The 16,654-nt window shown below is 60.4% G+C and carries 20 protein-coding genes; 9 read left to right on the top strand and 11 right to left on the bottom strand.

Translation table 11 applies throughout. The features are described 5' to 3' along the window. Positions 1-2: 2 nt before the first annotated feature. The 5 genes from WC529_03335 to rnc form a co-directional block, all read right to left on the bottom strand. Entirely contained in the window at positions 3-368 is a 366-nt protein-coding gene (locus WC529_03335; protein MFA5113313.1) for a hypothetical protein, read from the bottom strand. A 63-nt stretch (positions 369-431) separates the two neighbouring features. After that, entirely contained in the window at positions 432-773 is a 342-nt protein-coding gene (locus WC529_03330; GenBank protein ID MFA5113312.1) for a hypothetical protein, read from the bottom strand. Next, on the bottom strand, positions 770-1,420 hold the full coding sequence (locus tag WC529_03325) for a carboxypeptidase-like regulatory domain-containing protein (protein MFA5113311.1): 651 nt from the start codon (positions 1,418-1,420) through the stop codon (positions 770-772). Before WC529_03325 ends, WC529_03330 begins: the two co-directional genes overlap by 4 nt. Further along, a complete protein-coding gene (locus WC529_03320; protein ID MFA5113310.1) occupies positions 1,404-2,693 on the bottom strand; it encodes a dihydroorotase in 1,290 nt (429 codons plus the stop codon). The genes WC529_03325 and WC529_03320 overlap by 17 nt, the downstream gene beginning before the upstream one ends. After that, positions 2,690-3,517 (bottom strand): ribonuclease III, encoded by an 828-nt coding sequence (gene rnc, locus WC529_03315; GenBank protein ID MFA5113309.1) that lies wholly within the window; start codon positions 3,515-3,517, stop codon positions 2,690-2,692. The genes WC529_03320 and rnc overlap by 4 nt, the downstream gene beginning before the upstream one ends. Positions 3,518-3,626: 109 nt before the next feature. Here rnc and WC529_03310 point away from each other — a divergent pair, with 109 nt between their 5' ends. Continuing rightward, positions 3,627-4,517, top strand: a complete 891-nt coding sequence (locus WC529_03310; GenBank protein ID MFA5113308.1) for a hypothetical protein — start codon at positions 3,627-3,629, stop codon at positions 4,515-4,517. After that, on the top strand, positions 4,517-5,770 hold the full coding sequence (locus WC529_03305) for a 3-isopropylmalate dehydratase large subunit (GenBank protein MFA5113307.1): 1,254 nt from the start codon (positions 4,517-4,519) through the stop codon (positions 5,768-5,770). Before WC529_03310 ends, WC529_03305 begins: the two co-directional genes overlap by 1 nt. On the opposite strand, the gene WC529_03300 is transcribed toward WC529_03305, so the two are convergent. After that, positions 5,765-6,385: a hypothetical protein gene (locus tag WC529_03300; protein MFA5113306.1), complete on the bottom strand. Its 621-nt coding sequence runs from the start codon at positions 6,383-6,385 to the stop codon at positions 5,765-5,767. The two genes, WC529_03305 and WC529_03300, sit on opposite strands and share 6 nt — an antisense overlap. A 60-nt stretch (positions 6,386-6,445) precedes the next feature. On the opposite strand from WC529_03300, the gene WC529_03295 reads away from it, so the two are divergent. The 6 genes from WC529_03295 to miaA are packed head-to-tail and all read left to right on the top strand — an operon-like array spanning position 6,446 to position 10,107. After that, the gene (locus WC529_03295) at positions 6,446-6,952 is read left to right on the top strand and encodes a 3-isopropylmalate dehydratase small subunit (protein ID MFA5113305.1); all 507 of its coding nucleotides are present in this window, start codon (positions 6,446-6,448) and stop codon (positions 6,950-6,952) included. Further along, a complete protein-coding gene (locus WC529_03290; GenBank protein MFA5113304.1) occupies positions 6,933-7,337 on the top strand; it encodes an archease in 405 nt (134 codons plus the stop codon). Before WC529_03295 ends, WC529_03290 begins: the two co-directional genes overlap by 20 nt. Positions 7,338-7,349: 12 nt before the next feature. Continuing rightward, the gene (locus tag WC529_03285; protein ID MFA5113303.1) at positions 7,350-7,787 is read left to right on the top strand and encodes an MgtC/SapB family protein; all 438 of its coding nucleotides are present in this window, start codon (positions 7,350-7,352) and stop codon (positions 7,785-7,787) included. Then, the gene (locus WC529_03280) at positions 7,784-8,500 is read left to right on the top strand and encodes an anaerobic ribonucleoside-triphosphate reductase activating protein (protein ID MFA5113302.1); all 717 of its coding nucleotides are present in this window, start codon (positions 7,784-7,786) and stop codon (positions 8,498-8,500) included. The genes WC529_03285 and WC529_03280 overlap by 4 nt, the downstream gene beginning before the upstream one ends. 18 nt (positions 8,501-8,518) lie before the next feature. Beyond that, on the top strand, positions 8,519-9,202 hold the full coding sequence (locus WC529_03275; GenBank protein ID MFA5113301.1) for a zinc metallopeptidase: 684 nt from the start codon (positions 8,519-8,521) through the stop codon (positions 9,200-9,202). Next, positions 9,202-10,107 carry a tRNA (adenosine(37)-N6)-dimethylallyltransferase MiaA gene (gene miaA / locus WC529_03270; GenBank protein ID MFA5113300.1) on the top strand — a complete coding sequence of 302 codons (906 nt, stop codon included), beginning with the start codon at positions 9,202-9,204 and terminating at the stop codon, positions 10,105-10,107. Before WC529_03275 ends, miaA begins: the two co-directional genes overlap by 1 nt. 44 nt (positions 10,108-10,151) lie before the next feature. Here the strand turns inward: miaA and rlmD are convergent, their stop codons facing one another. After that, the gene (rlmD, locus tag WC529_03265) at positions 10,152-11,372 is read right to left on the bottom strand and encodes a 23S rRNA (uracil(1939)-C(5))-methyltransferase RlmD (GenBank protein MFA5113299.1); all 1,221 of its coding nucleotides are present in this window, start codon (positions 11,370-11,372) and stop codon (positions 10,152-10,154) included. Positions 11,373-11,396: 24 nt separating this feature from the next. On the opposite strand from rlmD, the gene WC529_03260 reads away from it, so the two are divergent. Continuing rightward, entirely contained in the window at positions 11,397-12,077 is a 681-nt protein-coding gene (locus WC529_03260; GenBank protein ID MFA5113298.1) for a histidinol phosphate phosphatase domain-containing protein, read from the top strand. On the opposite strand, the gene hisD is transcribed toward WC529_03260, so the two are convergent. From hisD to WC529_03240, 4 genes are read right to left on the bottom strand one after another with little or no spacing between them, the layout of a single operon-like run. Continuing rightward, positions 12,055-13,323 carry a histidinol dehydrogenase gene (hisD, locus tag WC529_03255; protein MFA5113297.1) on the bottom strand — a complete coding sequence of 423 codons (1,269 nt, stop codon included), beginning with the start codon at positions 13,321-13,323 and terminating at the stop codon, positions 12,055-12,057. The genes WC529_03260 and hisD overlap by 23 nt on opposite strands. After that, a complete protein-coding gene (locus tag WC529_03250; GenBank protein MFA5113296.1) occupies positions 13,311-14,402 on the bottom strand; it encodes an NDP-sugar synthase in 1,092 nt (363 codons plus the stop codon). The genes hisD and WC529_03250 overlap by 13 nt, the downstream gene beginning before the upstream one ends. Continuing rightward, positions 14,399-15,463, bottom strand: a complete 1,065-nt coding sequence (locus WC529_03245; GenBank protein ID MFA5113295.1) for a bifunctional phosphoglucose/phosphomannose isomerase — start codon at positions 15,461-15,463, stop codon at positions 14,399-14,401. The genes WC529_03250 and WC529_03245 overlap by 4 nt, the downstream gene beginning before the upstream one ends. After that, positions 15,450-16,649: a S41 family peptidase gene (locus WC529_03240; GenBank protein MFA5113294.1), complete on the bottom strand. Its 1,200-nt coding sequence runs from the start codon at positions 16,647-16,649 to the stop codon at positions 15,450-15,452. The genes WC529_03245 and WC529_03240 overlap by 14 nt, the downstream gene beginning before the upstream one ends. Positions 16,650-16,654: the final 5 nt, after the last annotated feature.

Below are 16,654 nucleotides of genomic sequence, written 5' to 3'. Positions count from 1 at the left end.
TTCTACCTCTCTCGTTTAAGTAAAAGGCGATCGCCAGCAATCCCCACAACTCGATAATCATCTAGCCTGTCTCCTTCCGCCAGGGCGAGCCCGCGGCCGCCAAGGTCCAGCAGGGCGACTTTCTTCCCCCCGCTGACCACCCCAACCAGGCGCCCGCTGCCGCCCGGCAGCCTGCCGGGCTCACCCGCTAATCTTAAAACGACCCGGTCCGCGGCCTGGTCGTAGACCGCCACCGCTTCATTGCTGATCGCCGCCGCTTCCGGGGTTAGATTTTCCGGCTCGAACGAAGGCTTCGCCCCCTCTTCACTGCCGGCGCAAGCGCCCAGCAATAAGACCAGGGGGAGTAAAAGCCAGACCGATCGTCCCATGCCAGAAGCCTAGCAAGTTTATTGCCACGCTTAGTCCCGGGGAATTGTAGGGGATTTCGACAGTTAGAGCGGGGCGAATTCGCGTTTGAGGCGGTCGACTATCCTTTTACCGTAAAACCCGAGGTCGGTCCGGCGGCCCAGGACTTGCCAGATGCCCAGCCGCACCTCCCGGCCGATCGCCGTATCAATCTTGCGCCAGAGCTCGTATTGGCCGCTGAAATACTCTTCCGCCTCATCTTCCAGCTGGTCGCAGCGGCGCTGTTTTTCTTCGAATTCTTCGCGTTGGAACGCCGGGTAGAGCTGCGTATTCAGCGAGCGGCGCCATTCGCCGGCCCACCCTCTTTTGCTTAGATAAGTGTGGGCGATCCTTTTTCCTTCTTCCAGCGGAGGGAGGTCGGCGGTCATATAAAGGTCGGAATGGGGATGGTCGGGATCGTCGGCGTTCCCGGCTTGATGTTAACAAAAATATCCTGGGTAACGGTCTCGCCGCTTGCCACGGTAACCTCTTGCGACCCGGGGTAATAGATCGAAGTTTCCAGCGTATAAACATTGTGCTGGCCGGCCGGGACGCCCGAGATCGAATAATCGCCGGAACTGTCGGTAAAATCGACATAGGTCGGCAAGTCGAAAAGGTAGACTTTTAAACCGGAGGGATTCGATCCGTCCGAGGCGGAAACTCGCCCCACAATCCAGCCCTTGGCCGTTATCGCTGCGCTGGCCTGCGCCGAGATCGAGTCGACCGTCGCGACGATGGTGCACGTCCCTTCGTTGCCGCCGGCGGTAAAAAGCCCGGTCTGGGAGATCGTCCCCAGCCCGCCGATCACGCTCCAGGTCACGGAGGCGGAGACGATCTTGCCGGCACTGTCTTTGGCCAGCGAGCTGAACGCGGCGCTCCGGTTAACGCCGACCGTGGTCGTGCCGGGGCTGATCGTCAGGGAAGCCACGTTGCCGTTTTCCAGGTCGCCGCAGCCGAACAGGGAAAAAACGAGGGAGAAACCGAGCACGGTCAGCAGGACGCCGGCGCCGGCCCAGTATTTACGCGAGCTTGCCATCTTTAACGATCTGCTTGCCGCCAACGATGGTCTGGACGACCTTCCCCGTTAGCTGCCAGCCGGCAAAAGGGGTGTTCCGGCTTTTCGAGGCGAATTTACCGGGGTCAACGGTCCATTTGCCGGCCGGGTCAACAATGATCAGGTCGGCGTCGGCGCCCGGCCGCAGCGTCCCTTTGCCGGCCAGGCCGAGGATGCGCGCCGGGTTGGCGGTCATTTTCGCCACCGCTTCCGGCAGCGACAGCGCCTTGGTCGCGACCAGCTGGGTCAGGACCAGCCCCAGCGCCGTCTCCAGGCCGACCATGCCGCTGGCCGCCTGGTTGAACTCGACGTTCTTGTCGTCGATCGTGTGCGGCGCGTGATCGGTGGCAATAACGTCGATCGTTCCGTCCTGCAAACCCTTGATCACCGCCTGGCGGTCGGGCCGGGTGCGGAGCGGCGGGTTGACCTTGGCGTTGGTGTCGTATTCCCGGGCCGCTTCGTCGGTCAAGGTAAAATAATGCGGGCAGGTTTCGCAGGTGACCGGCGCTTTTTCCCGCTTGGCGTCGCGAATGAACTTGATGGAGCGGGCGCAGGAAACGTGGGCAACGTGGACCCGCCCGTATTCCCTGGCCAGCAGCACGTCGCGGGCGACCATCACTTCTTCGGAGAGCGAAGGGCTGCCGGGTAACCCGATCTCGGTCGAGACCACCCCTTCGTTCATCGAGCCGCCGGCCGACAGGCCGGAGTCTTCGCAGTGGGCGATGACCGGCGCGTCGAACTGGCGGGTATATTCCAGCGCCCGCCGCATCACGTCGGCGCGCATGATCGGGTGGCCGTCGTCGGAAAAGGCCACCGCCCCTTCCATCCGGCAGCGGCCGATCTCGGCCAATTCTTCGCCCTTCAAGCCCTTGGTGACCGCCGCGATCGGCAGCACGTTGACGATCGCTTCCGCTTTCGCCTTGGCGATGACGTATTCAACGGCCGCCGGATTGTCGATCGGCGGATCGGTGTTGGCCATGCAGCAGATGGTCGTAAAGCCGCCCAGCGCCGCCGCCCGCGCCCCCGAAGCGATGGTTTCCTTGTCGGGCCGGCCCGGATCGCGCAGGTGAACATGCATGTCGATCAACCCGGGCAGCACTAACATTCCCTTAGCGTCAATGACTCGTGCCCCGTGACTCGTGACCCGCGACCCGACCGCTTTGACCTTCCCGTTCTCCAGCAGCACGTCCCTGATCCCGTCGAGGCCGCTCGCCGGATCGATCACCCTGCCGCCTTTGATCAGTAGCTTGCTCATTCCAGGTTCATCTTCTTTTTGACTTTATTCAGCAGCGCCCGGATCCCGGCCGTCTTTTGTTCCGGCCGTCTGGCCGGCGGTCTGGCTGGCGGCCTTTTCTCCGGCGCGCCGCCGCGCTCTTCCTGCTTGATCCGTTTCAGGCCCATCGCCGCGGCCCGCTGTTCCGCTTCCTTCTTGTTCGCGCCGCGGCCGACGCCGTACCGCCGCCCCCGCACTTTCACTTCCATCCAGAAAACGCGCCGGTGCTTCGGGCCGGATTCTTTGATGACGCGGTACTGGGGCAGGTCGTATTTCCTTTTTTGCGCGTATTCCTGCAAGGCCGATTTGTAATCGCTGATGTAGCCGGCCTTGGAGACTTTTTCGATCTCTTCCCGGAGCATGTCGATCACCATGTCGCGCGATTTGCCCAACCCGGCGTCGAGGAAAACCGCGCCGATCAACGCCTCAAAGGCGTTCGCCACGTTCGATTTGCGCCGCTGGCCGCCGCTCTTTATCTCGTTCTCGCTCAGGAGCAGGTGGTCGCCGAGCGCCAGTTCTTTGCCGACGACGGCCAAAGTGTCGTCGGAGATCACCGACGCGCGGATCTTGGTCAGGTCGCCTTCCGCCCGTTCCGGGAACTTGTTGTAGAGGTATTCGGTGGTCACCAGCTTGAGGACAGCGTCGCCCAGGAACTCCAGGCGCTCGTTGTCCGGCAAGCTTTTTTCGTGGCCGTAAGAGCTGTGGGACAGCGCCTGGTTAAGGAGCGATTTGTTCAGAAAAGCGAGGTCGAGCTTTTTTTCCAGCTCCTGAAGTGACTTTTCTCGTTCGGGCGAGAGCGGTTGCATTTGACATTACATTTTACATTATATAGAATTGAAAAACAAGGAACCCGAGCGTCCGTTCCGGCGGTTTCTTGCCAGAGGGTGGTTATTAATGGCGGTTTTATCCCCAATAATGAGTTACATCGTTGACAAGGAGATCGGCTTCCCGATCCCGTCCGAAAAAGAGAAGATCAATAAGGCCCTGCGCCGCTACCGCAACATCCTCGCCCAGCATCCCAAGCGTTCCGACGCGCCGGAGATCCTGTTCGGTATCGCCGACCTGCTGGTCGGCCGCGGCGAGCCGGGCGACAAGGAAGAGGCGACCCGGACCTACGACCAGATCCTGCTGCGCAACCCGCCGGAATATCTCAAGGCCCGCGCCCTGATCGGCAAGGCCGAGCTGCTGATCGGTATCCCCGAGGAATTCGGCAACGCGATCTCGCTCTGCGAAAAAGCCCGCCAGATCCTGGGCAAGGACGTGTCCGAGTTCTTCGCCTCCAAGGGGATCATCGTGGAGGCGGAGCTGCGCCTCGCCCGGCGCGACAAAGGCGACTGGGCGACCGCGCTCGAGCTGATCAACTCCGTCGTCAAGGAAAAAGCCGCCCACTGGTATTTCCGCGGCCGCGCCCTGCTCTCCAAGGCGGAGATCGTCCTCTACCGGAACCCCGACGACTTGGCCGCGGCGCTCAAACTGGTCGACTTCTCGCTCAAGGAATTAGCCTCCCGGCCGGATGACTACTTCGCCAACAAGGGCAAGGTCGTCAAGTCGGAGATCCTGGCGCGCCGCGCCCGCAAGGGAGACTTCCACAAAGCGGAAAAACTGCTGACCGAAGTGATCAAGATGTCCTTTAACTACAAGGACCTGGTCGCCCGCGCCAAGCTCGACATGGCCGACGTCGTCACCCACCCGAAAGCGGCCAAGCTGCTCAAGGAAGTCCACGACATGGAAGGCCTCGACCCGTACCTGATCGAAAAAGCCAGCCTCATCGAACAGGCGATCAAGCAGAGAAAGAAGATCAAGTAATGGGGAAGACGATCGCGGAGAAGATCCTCTCCAACCACTCCGGAAAGGACGCTAAAGCTGGCGACATCGTCATCGCCGACCTCGATTTCATGATCGGCCAGGACGGCACTTCCGGCGTAGCGATCGATTCGTTCCGGAAAATGAACGCCAAGAAAGTTTTCGATCCGAGGAAGATCGCCATCATCATCGACCACAGCTCCCCCTCCCCCAACGAAGGGGTTTCCGCCATTCACAAAAAAATCCGCGAGTTCACCAAAGAACAGGGGATCAAGCTTTATGATATCGGCTGCGGCGTTTGCCACCAGCTGACGCCGGAACAGGGGCACGTCGTGCCGGGCGACCTCGTCATCGGGGCGGACTCCCACACCTGCACCTACGGCGCGATCAACGTCTTTTCGACCGGGATCGGCTCGACCGACCTCGCCGCCGGGATGATCTCCGGCAAGCTCTGGTTCAAGGTGCCGGAAACGCTGAAAGTCGTCTATAAGGGGAAACTCCCCAAAGGTATTTATTCGAAAGACTTGATCCTCAACCTGATCGGGCAGATCGGGGCGGACGGGGCAACTTACCTGGCGCTGGAGATCGTGGGCGACGCGATCGACGCCCTGTCGGTCGACGCCCGCTTTACCCTCTCCAACATGGCGATCGAATGCGGCGCCAAGGCCGGCTTGATGAACGCCGACGCCAAGGTCCTGGAGTGGGTCAAACAGCACGGGCAGAAGAAACCGAACCCGCAGGCAGCGGATAAGGACGCAGTCTATAAGCAGGTCGTGGAGATCGATGTTGCGAAGCTCGAACCGCAGATCGCCAAGCCGCACCAGGTCGACAATACTTGCGGCGTTTCGGCCGTCGCCGGCACGCCGGTCCAGCAAGGGTTGATCGGCACCTGCACCAACGGCCGGCTGGAAGATTTCCAGGTCGCCGCCCAGATCCTGAAGGGGAAGAAAGTGAAAGACGGCTGCCGCCTGATCGTCGCCCCCTCTTCCAAGGACATTCTGCTGGCGATGATCAAGGATGGAACTTACCAGAGTCTGCTCGATTCCGGCGCGGTCGCCGTCACCCCTGGCTGCGGCCCCTGCGTCGGGACGCATAACGGCGTCCCGTCCGACGGGGAGAATGTCATTTCCACGGCCAACCGGAACTTCTTAGGCCGGATGGGAAATCGGAACGCTTTTATCTATTTAGGTTCGCCCGCGACGGTCGCCGCTTCGCTGATCGAAGGGCAGATAACCGATCCGCGGAAGTATTTATAAACGCGGCCAGCGGGAAGTTTCTTCGGCGCGCAGGTCGGTCAAGAGATCAAGTTCCATTCTCCCGCCTACCCCGGCTTTAACAACCACTTGATAATGCTTTACCAGTTTATATGTCCGGGCTTGTTTTGCCATTTCCGCCAGTTCGCCGGGAAAAGTGTTCAATACCCTGGCTAAATTTAGGGTGTACGCGCGCTTCCCCTTCGGCGTCATCCGCATATACCCCTCTCTGACCTTCTGCGCGACCTGGTGCCAGCCATCGTCCGTTATTGCGGGAGGCGTCCAGCGTCTCGCCCCTCTGATGACTTCCGCTAGTCCCTGGTCGGTCATGATCTTCATCTGAAAAACGCTCTCGAGAAGCCAGGCCTGCAAGGCGGCCGCCACTTTATCCGCCGCCCGGGCGGCCAGCGCTTCTTTCAAGACCGGGCAATTATTCAGGTCTTTTTTGGCAAAAAGATTCCCCAGCGGGTGTGCCGGATCCTTAAGGGCAATAACGAACCTGGCAGTTAAACGAAGCTGATTGTTCCGGACCAGTTCGAGATTGCGCCGGTATGCCCCGTTGGCCATCACGCCCGCGTATTTCCCGTCTGTTCGGCCGATCCTGTTCGCTGTGCGCATTTCAGCTTATTGTCGTGACGGCAAGATGAATATTTCAGTCCTTTAAGGTATAATTAATTCATGAAATTAACGGGGAAGGCGCGCGTCCCGAAAAACCAGGCCGACGACATCAATACCGATTACATTATCTCCGGCCGGTACAAGTTCAAGATCCAGGACCCGGTGGAACTGGCCAAGCATGTCATGGAAGATATCGACCCGGAATTCTACTCCCGCGTCCAAAAAGGCGACTTCCTGGTCGCCGGGACCAACTTCGGCTGCGGATCTTCCCGCGAACAGGCGCCGATGGCGATCAAATACGCCAACGTCTCCGCCGTTCTGGCCAAATCGTTCGCCCGGATCTTCTATCGCAACTGCTTCAACCTCGGTCTGCCGGCGATCGAGTGCGACACCGACGGGATCGCCGAGGGGGACGAGCTGGAGGTCGACTTTGACGCCGGCGTGATCCGCAACAAGACCAAAGGGCAAGAGATCAAGATCTCGCCGCTCCCCAAAACCATGCAAACGCTCCTCGCCGACGGCGGGCTCGTCGAGCACTTCAAGAAGCATGGCAGCTTTAAGATTTAAGCGGGTCGAGAACCCGCTTGGCATCGTCACCTACGGCAAACAGCGCAAAGAGCTCTTTGAGAATGCCGCTTACGGCCTCTTTTCGCTGATGGCCGACCTGGAGTCGGTCTCGCCCAAGCAGCTGATCAGTCTTAAGGTCAAGGGAGACGACTTCGGGTCGCTGCTGGCTAACTGGCTGAACGAGCTGATCGCTCTCAAGGATTCCCGAAAAATGCTCTTCCGGAAATTCCAGGTCAAGGCGCTCTCCGACACCGGCCTGGAAGCCGAGGTTTCCGGGGAAAAGATCGACCCGGCCCGGCACCAGATCACCCTGGCGATCAAAGCCGCCGCTTACAACCAATTGCAGGTCGGCCCCGGAGAAGCTAAAATTATCTTTGAAACTTAAAGGGGGACGAACATGAACGGCGACTTAACTACCATAACGAATCTATTGCTGGCCTTCATCCTGGGAGGATTGATCGGCTGGTTCCGCGAGAAAGAAAAAAAGACCGCCGGGATGCGGACGCACACGCTGGTCGCCCTTGGTTCCGCCCTCTTCATGGTCATTTCCCGCGATATGATGTCGCTGACCGGGATCGCCGATCCGGGCCGGATCGCGGCCGGCGTGGTCACCGGCATCGGTTTTATCGGCGCCGGCTGCATCATGCAGACCGGGAGCGGGATCACGGGGATCACTACCGCCGCCTCGATCTTTGTCACTTCCGCGATCGGCATCGCCGCGGGAGCGGGTTTTTACGTCAGTTCGGTCACCGGAACAGCCCTGACCATCGCCACCCTCCAGATCTTGCGCCTCCTGGAAGTGCACGTCATCAAGACCAAGCACCACGAAGAATGAGCTCTCCTGCCGGGATCAAGATCCGGGGGGTGATCGAAACCTCGTTCCTCGATTGGGACGGCAAGGTCAGCTGCGTCATTTTTGTCCCGAACTGCAACTTTACCTGCCCGTTCTGCAGCAATTGGCTCCTGGTCCATGACCCGGAAAGCTTGCCGGAAGTCCCCCTGGAACGGCTCGAAGCCTTTATCAAGGAGCGGCAGGACTTCCTCGACGGCGTCGTCATCACCGGCGGCGAGCCGACCATCCACCGCGATCTGCCCGATCTGGCCAAGCGGCTCAAAGCGCTCGGGGTCCTGGTCAAGCTCGATACCAACGGAACGAACCCGGCCATGCTGGCCGCCCTGATCAAGGACAAGCTGGTCGATTATATCGCGATGGACGTTAAAGCGCCGCTTGACGCAAAGTACGACCTCGCCTGCGGGGCCAAGGTCGATCTGGCCAAGATCAGGGAAAGCATCGGCCTGATCATGAAGTCCGGCGTCGATTACGAGTTCCGGACGACCGTGACGCCGAACATTTTGCATAAACCGGAGATCGCGGAGATCGCCAAAACGATCGCCGGGGCCAGGAAATACGCGCTGCAGCAATTCGTTCCCGCCCACTCACTGATCAAGGAAATGCAGAAGCTTGACCCCCACCCCAAAGAAACGCTTGAGGAGATGGCGGCGCTCGCCCGGCAATACGTCCCCAACACGATTGTCCGGGGTATCTGATTTTGTTATAATTCAACCATGTACTTCTACAACGACGCCACTTTCCTGCTGGTCATTCCGGCCCTGGTCCTCGCTTTCTACGCCCAGTGGAAGGTCAAAAGCACGTTCGACAAGTATTCTAAGGTCGCTTGTTCGCGCGGTTACACCGGCGCTTCCGTCGCCCGCTATATTTTGGACGATTACCGCCTGCAGGATATCGCGGTCGAAGCGATCGCCGGCGAGCTGACCGACCATTACGACCCGCGGGCCCGGAAACTCCGCCTTTCCGACCCGGTCTATAACAGCAATTCGATCGCCGCGCTCGGCGTCGCCGCTCACGAAGCCGGCCACGCCATCCAGGACGCCAAGGGGTACGTCCCGATCAAGCTCCGGAACGGGATGGTGCCGGTCTCTAACCTCGGCTCGACCCTCGCTTTCCCGCTCTTTATCCTCGGCATGTTCGCCGGCATGCCGATGTTCATGGACGTCGGGATAGTGCTTTTTTCGCTGGCCGTCGCTTTCTCGATCCTGACGCTGCCGGTCGAGTTCAACGCCAGCGCCCGGGCGATCCGCGTCCTGGCCGACGGGCATTTCCTGACCGAGCGGGAACTGCCGGGCGCGAAAGCCGTGCTCAACGCCGCCGCTTTGACTTATGTCGCCTCCACCGCCATGGCGGTGCTCAACCTGGTCCGCCTGCTGATGCTCCGCAGCTCGAGAGATTAGTGAAGCCGCTGGTCCTGCTGGGCCCGACCGCCGTTGGCAAAACCGCCCTTAGTCTTGCCCTGGCCAAAGAACTGAACGGCGAGATCATTTCGGCCGATTCGATGCAGGTCTATCGCGGCATGGACATCGGGACCGCCAAACCGACGCTCAAGGAGCGGCAAGGGGTCCCTCACCACCTGATCGACGTCATCAACCCGGACGAAGTCTGGACTGTTTCCGACTTTATCCAACAAGCTAACGGCCTAACCGCCCAGATAATTGCCCGGGGACATTTGCCGATCATTGTCGGAGGGACCGGCCTTTACCTCTGGTCGCTGCTGGAAGGCTTTTCCTTCCCGATCACCCCAGCGGATCCAGCCTTACGGCAGAAGCTTGAGCAGGAACCAGCCGCTACTCTCTACTCCCTACTCTCTAAGGTCGATCCTGCATCCGCCCAAAAGATCCACGCCAATGACAAAAAGCGGCTGGTCCGGGCGCTGGAAGTCTATGAGTTGACCGGGAGACCTATCTCGGAACTGCAAGCGACCCGTGACCCGGGACGCGGGACTCGAGACTACCTCCTGGTCGGCCTTGACCTCCCCCGCCCGGAACTCTACGCCCGGATCGAACAGCGCGTTGACGACATGATCGCCAAAGGGCTGATCGCAGAGGTCAAAGGCTTGCTGGCCAAAGGCTATTCCAAAGAGCTGAATTCCTTCCAGGCGCTCGGCTATAAGGAAGCGGTCGATTATCTGGACGGCAAGTGGGACAAGAAGACGATGATCGAGGAGCTAAAGAAGCGGACCCGCCACTTTGCCCGCCGCCAGATGACCTGGTTCCGGCGGTTTAAGGACGCCGCCTGGTTCCCGCCGGGCGAAAAGGATGGTATAATAGCTTTATGCCACGCACCAGACAGCAAGAAATAAAACGGCGCCAGAAGAGAAAAAAAGAAGTTAAACGGAAAAAAGGGCTACTGCGAAAAGCTTCTCCCTCCGCGGCTTAACTTTACCACCACCTCAACGTGCTCCGTCTGCGGGAACATGTCGACCGGCTGGATCGCTGCGATCTGGTAATCCTCATTGACCAGCGCTTTCAGGTCGCGGGCTAACGTCGTTGGATTGCATGACACGTAAATGATCAGGCGCGGCTCCGCGCGCACGATCCTTTTCAGCGCCTGCTCGGAACAACCGCCGCGCGGCGGGTCGAGCACGGCCACGTCCGCCCTTTTGGGGAATTCCTTTTCCGCCAGTCCGGCGACCATGGTGACGTTCGCCAGCTTGTTCAGGGCGATGTTCTGTTTGGCGTCCTTGACCGCTTCCTCCCGCTCCTCGATCCCCACGACCCCCTCCGCCTTTTCGGACAGCCAGAAAGCGATCGTCCCGATCCCGGCATAGGCGTCAACCACTTTCTCGGTCCCCGACAGTTCCGCGTATTTTTTGATCAGGTTGTAAAGCTTGACCGTCTGGGTCGGGTTGACCTGTAAAAAGGAATGCAAGCCCACCTTGAACTTGAAGCGGCCCAGCTGTTCGCGCATGAAAGGGATTCCCAGCAAGGTGGTATCGAACTGCCCCATGATCACGTTGCCGCGGGCCAGATTGCTGTTCTGGACAATGCCGACGATCTTCGGGCGGGTCTCGAACCGGGGATAATCCTGGTGGCGGGCGACCTGCCGGTGCATCAGCCGCTCCTGTTTCTTGATCTCGTCGGCGACCGTGAACCCGGCCGGCAATCCCTTGGCGTTCACGACGATCCCGAGCAGGAGTTCGCCGGTCGCTTCCGCGCTCCGGCCGATAAAATGGCGCAGGAGCCCTTTGCCGGTCTTTTCGTCGTAGGCGGTTAACCCGCGTTCAGCGAAGATCTTCCGGGCGATCTGGGCGATCTCGGTCAGGAACGGGTTCTGGATGTAACATTCCTTGATGTTGACGACTTCGTGCGTCCGCTTCCGGAAATACCCCATCTGCAGCTGCCCGTTCTGCTGGCGGATCGGGAATTGGATCTTGTTCCGGTAGAACCAGGGGTCTTCCATCCCGATCGTCGGCCTGACCCCGATCTCGCCAACCCCTTCCTTGGCCAAGGCCTCTCTGACGATCCCTGTCTTGAGCACGAGCTGATCGTGGTATTCCAGGTGCTGCAGCTGGCAGCCGCCGCAGGCGCCGTAATAAGGGCAACGGGGTTTGACTTGTCTATCCATTCTTCTCTATGATACCATAATTACATGAACAATCTTGGCCCCCGGGTCGAGTTCCATTGCCATTCGATCTTTAGCGATGGCGCCTTGCTGCCGGCCGCGCTCGTCCGCGAGGCCGAGGTCCGGGGCCATAGCGCCCTGGCCATTACCGACCACGTCGACGCTTCCAACCTGGAAGCGGTCTTAAAAGCTTTGACCAAGTTCGAAAAGGAGACGCGCGGCCAATTGCCGCTCAAGTTCTTCCCCGGCGCGGAAGTCAGCTACGTCCGCCCGCCGTTCCTCGCCCAGTATTGCCGCAAGGCGCGGCAGAACGGCGCCCGGATCATCATCGTCCACGGCGAGTCGCCGGTCGAACAAGTTTACCCCGGCACGAACCACGCCGCGGTCAAAGACGCCGGGCTGGTCGATATCCTGGCCCACCCCGGCAACATCACCGAGGAGGACGTGATCCTCGCTGCCAAGAACGGCGTCTTCCTGGAAATAACCGCGCGCAAAGGGCACCGCGAGGGGAACCGCCACGTGGCGGAGATGGCCCGGCAGTTCAAGGCGAAGTGCGTGGTCGATACCGACTGCCACAACGAAAGCGACATGATCACCCAGGAGCAGGCTTACTCCCTCTGCAAGGAAGCGGGGATGACCGACGAGGAAGCGCTCCAAACAGTCCGGGATAATCCTCAGGAGTTAATTAAGAGAATCGAACGTCGATAGACCGGGCGTGCGCGTCCAGCCCCTCGATCTCCGCCAGTAGTTTAACGTCTTTCCAGACATTCTTGAGCGCCGGCTTGGTGTAGCCGATAATGCTCTGGTGCTTGACGAAGTCGTAGACCCCGAGCGGGGACGAGAAGCGCGCCGTCCCGCCGGTCGGCAAAACGTGGTTCGGGCCGGCGATGTAGTCGCCGACGGCAACCGGCGAATGCGGGCCGATAAAGACCGCGCCGGCGTTCCTGATCTTTTCCAGCAGCCGCTGCGGCGAGCCGACTTCCAGCTCCAGGTGCTCCGGGGCGATCCGGTTGCCGATCTCGATCGCCTGGTCGATCGACTCGACCTCCAGCAAGACGATCTCCGCCTGGTCGATGATCGCCTGCCGCTTGAGCTTGGGCTTTTGCTTGGCGATCTCTTTTTCCACCCGCTCGATCAGCTTGCGCGAGTTCGTGGCCAGGACGGCCGAAGCCGAAGGGTCGTGTTCTGCCTGGGCTAACAGGTCGGCGGCGATGAATTCGGCTTCCGCGTCCCGGTCGGCGATGATCAGTACGTCGGACGGACCGGCCAGGCTTTCGATCCCGACCGCGCCAAAGACCTCTTTCTTGGCCAGGGTCACGTAGATGTTCCCCGGGCCGACTATCTTGTCCACCCGGGGGACCGTTTCCGTCCCGTAAGCCAGGGCGGCGATCGCCTGCGCCCCGCCGATCTGGTAAACGGCGCTGACGCCCGCCTCCGCGGCGGCGACCAGCACGTACGGGCTGACCGGCGGCGGCGACACCAGGATTATCTCCTTCACGCCGGCAACTTTGGCGGGGATCGCGTTCATCAAGACCGACGACGGGTAGGTCGCCCGCCCGCCCGGCACGTAAATGCCGACCCGCGCCAGCGGGATCAGGCGCTGGCCGAGCAAGACGTCCAGCGGCAGCGTTTCAAACCATTCGTCGCTCTTTTGCTTCTTATGGAACGCGGTAATGTTCTGGATGGCCTTGGTCAGGGAGTCGATAAAACCGGCAGCGACCTGCTGGTAAGCCGCCTTGGTCTCCTGATCGGTGATCCGCAGCGCGCCGGCCGTCAGTTTCGCTCCGTCGAACTTGGCCGTGTACTTGAGCAACGCCTGGTCGCCCGTTTTCCGGACGTCGGCCACGATCTCCTGCACGACCGCCGCTTCCGGACGGTCGGCGGTGATCGTCCGGCGCTCGATCAACCGCCGGACTTCGGCCGCGGTTTCTTCTTTAGCGATCACTTTGAGCATAGGACCGAACCTTTCTTGATCACCGTCCGATCGGCCAGCACGACGCCGGGTCCGATCGCGGCAAAATCCTCGATCACGCAGTCGTAGCCGATGATACAGCCGTCCAGGGAGACGTGGCTCCCGACCTTTGTCCCCTCCCAGATGATCGTATTGGTCAGGACCGAGTCCTTGCCGACCTGGACCCGGTCGCCCAGGACGGTATAGTCTTTGATCTTGGTTTCGTCGCCGATCACGACCTTCTGGCCGATGATCGACGGCCCCAGCAGCTTCGCGCTCTTCGCGATCCTGGCGTGCTCGCCGATCCACGCCCGGTTATCGACCCTGGTGCCGAGCACCCGGGCCGTAACTTCGTTGCGCATGATCGCTTCGTGCGCCTGCCGGTATTGGTTCGGCTTGCCGATGTCGATCCAGTACCGGTCGGAAATAAAGCCGCAAACCAGCTCGCCTTTTTCCAGCAAGCCGGGGAAAAGCTGCCGCTCAAAAGAATATTCGACGCCGGCCGGGATATTGCGGAAAACCTTGGGGTCGAGCGCGTAAAGGCCGGCGTTGATCGTGTCCGCCGTGCCGATCTTCTTGACGTTGGAGACCTGTTCCCAGCTCGGTTTTTCGATAAATTGGGAGACCACGCCGTGCTTGTCGGTCACGATCAGGCCGTAAGCGGTCGGATCGGCCACCCGGGTCAGGGTCAACGTCGCCCGGGCCTTGTTCTTTTTGTGAAAAGCGATAACCTGCGCCAAATTGATGTCGGTCAGCACGTCGCCGTTAAAAACGAGCAGTAAGTCTTCGTCAACAAAATATTCCTCGGCGTTCTTGACGGCGCCGCCCGTTCCCAACGCCTGTTTTTCCAGGGAATAGTACAGCTTGACCCCGAACTTCCGGCCGTCGCCCAGGACCGCCCTGATCTCCTCCGTCAGGTAGTGCAGGCTGAGGATGATCTCCGTGATCCCGTGCTGTTTGAGCAGTTCGATCTGGTGCAGGATGAACGGCCGGTTGGCGACCGGAACGATCGGCTTGGGAATATTGTAGGTTAAAGGCCGCAGGCGGGTGCCCAGCCCCCCCGCGATAATGACCGCTTTCAACGCGCCATCTCCTTTTTCAACCGCCCGATTATCTCGACCGGCGTCGGGTCGATCCCCTGGAGCAAGGCCAGGTAAACGCTAACATGGTCGAGACAATAAATCAACGACAGCAGCCTGGCCAGCGGGGACTTCCCCTGCCCGGCCAGCTCGTTCGCCCCGCCCAGCTGGCAGCTGATCAACGATTTAGTGATCTCGATCCGTTTCTTGACCCGTTCGTTGTCGTCGTCGTCGCGCAGCACGATCAGGGCGAACGGGTTATCGTCTTTCCGCAGCGCCGCGATGTTGACCAGTTCGTTGTGGTTCAGCTCCGGAAAAACGTTGGCGATCGCCGTCAGCTTGCTGTTCTCGTTGAACTGGCATTTCGCCCGGTAAGCGACCGCGCCGGTCGTGCCGGCCGTACCGAAGACGACCGGGATCTTCCCGAAGAGCTTTTTGGCTAATTGTTTGGCGAGGTTGGTCCGCGCCGGCTTGGCCGGCTTGTATTCTTCGCGCAGCTTCTGCAGCAGGGCGGCCGCCTCGGTCAGCTCCGCCGTCTGGTCGGGCGCGACGCCGGCCTTGGCCAGGGCGGCCAGCAGGCAGACCAGCAGGAACGGCAGCGCCGCCCGCGGCTGGTAACCGGCAGGGATCAGAAAGACCGGATATTTTTTCGCTTCCGCGATCTCCCGGAGCTTGCCGCCGGCGGTAACGCAAACGACCTGCGCCCCTTTTTTTTCGGCGTCCTTGACGGCGCTCACGGTCTCTTCCGTCTCGCCGGAATAAGAGAGGGCGATCACCAGCGTCTCGCCGTCCACTCCTTCCGGCAAGGCGTAGCCGCGCACGGTCGTCAGCGGCACTTTAGCTTTCTTATAGAACAGGTCGGCCGCCAGGTCCCCGGCGATCGCCGAGCCGCCCATCCCGGTCACGATCACCCGGGAAACGGGCCGGGCCGGCAACGATACTCCGGCGGAAAATTGCTGCGCTTGCCGCAGCATTTCCGGCATAGCGGCCACGACCGCCAGCATCCCGCTCCGGTCGGTCTTTTTTAGCTGCTCTTCGCTATCCAGCAGCTCAACCTTGGCCACCGGTTCCCCCCATGATCTTGTCCTTCAAGACCTTGATCGCTCTCTGCAGTTGGATGTCCTTGGCTTCGTCGGGCAGGGCGTCATCCGCCTCCATTTCCGCTTCCGCGGTCGGGACGGAAACGACCACTTCGGCCGAGATCCCGCGCTTGGTGATGTCTTCGCCGTTCGGGGTCAGGTACTTGGCAATGGTCAGCAGCACCGCCGAGCCGTCGTTCAGCTGGCGGACGTTCTGGACCGAGGCCTTACCGAACGAGTGCATGCCGACCAGGGTGGCGACCTTGTTGTCGCGCAGCGCCCCGGCCAGGATCTCGGAGGCGGAGGCCGAGCTTTCGTTGATCAGCATCACGACCGGTTTGGTCCACAGCACCCGGCCGGTCGATTCCAGCTGTTCGCGCCGGCCTTCCCGGTCCACGGTCTGCACGATCATCCCCGGCGTGGGAATGAACATGCTGCCGATGTCGATCGCGTTCTGCAGCAGGCCGCCGCCGTTCCCCCGCACGTCGATGATCAGGCCGTCAGCCGCTTTCGCGTTGCGCAGCGCTTTCTCGAATTCCCGGGCCGCCGCCAGATTTTCGAACGTGTTCAGTTTGATATAGGCGATGCCGTTATCGTACATCTTCAGGACGACGCTCTTGATCACAATCTTTTCCCGCGTGATGCTGAAGTCCTTCGGTTCCTTCCAGCTCCGGCGGAAGATGTTGATCTTGACCTTGGAATTCTGCGGGCCCCGGATCAGGCTGACCGCTTCTTCCAGCGCCATATCCTTGGTCTCCTTGCCGTCTATTTTCAAGATCGCGTCGCCCGCTTTCAGCCCCATCTTCTTGGCCGGGGTCTCGTCGATCGGGGAAATAACGGTCAGTTGTTTGTCCTTGATCCCGATGTAGATGCCGATGCCGGAGTAAGAGCCGCTCATCCTCATCTTCATTTCCTTGTACGACTTCGGCTCCATGAACCGGGTGTAAGGGTCGTCGAGCGCGTCGAGCAGCCCGCGGATCGAGCCGTAGACCAGTTTCTGGTCGTCCACGTTCTTCTCGACGTAGTCGCTTTTAACGATCTCCAGCACCTGCAGGTAGGTTTCCAATTTGCTTTGCAGGTCCCCGCCCTGCGCCACGACCCGGCCGACGGAAAAAGAAGTGAGCGCGATCACCAGGCAGACGATCATGAGCCCCGTGCGATTGAACTTCAACATTT

This window comes from Candidatus Margulisiibacteriota bacterium, assembly GCA_041650855.1.
Lineage (GTDB): Bacteria > Margulisbacteria > WOR-1 > O2-12-FULL-45-9 > XYB2-FULL-48-7 > JALOPZ01.
The sequence above is the reverse complement of the archived record's forward strand: the minus strand, read 5'-3'. Positions and strand labels throughout refer to the sequence as shown.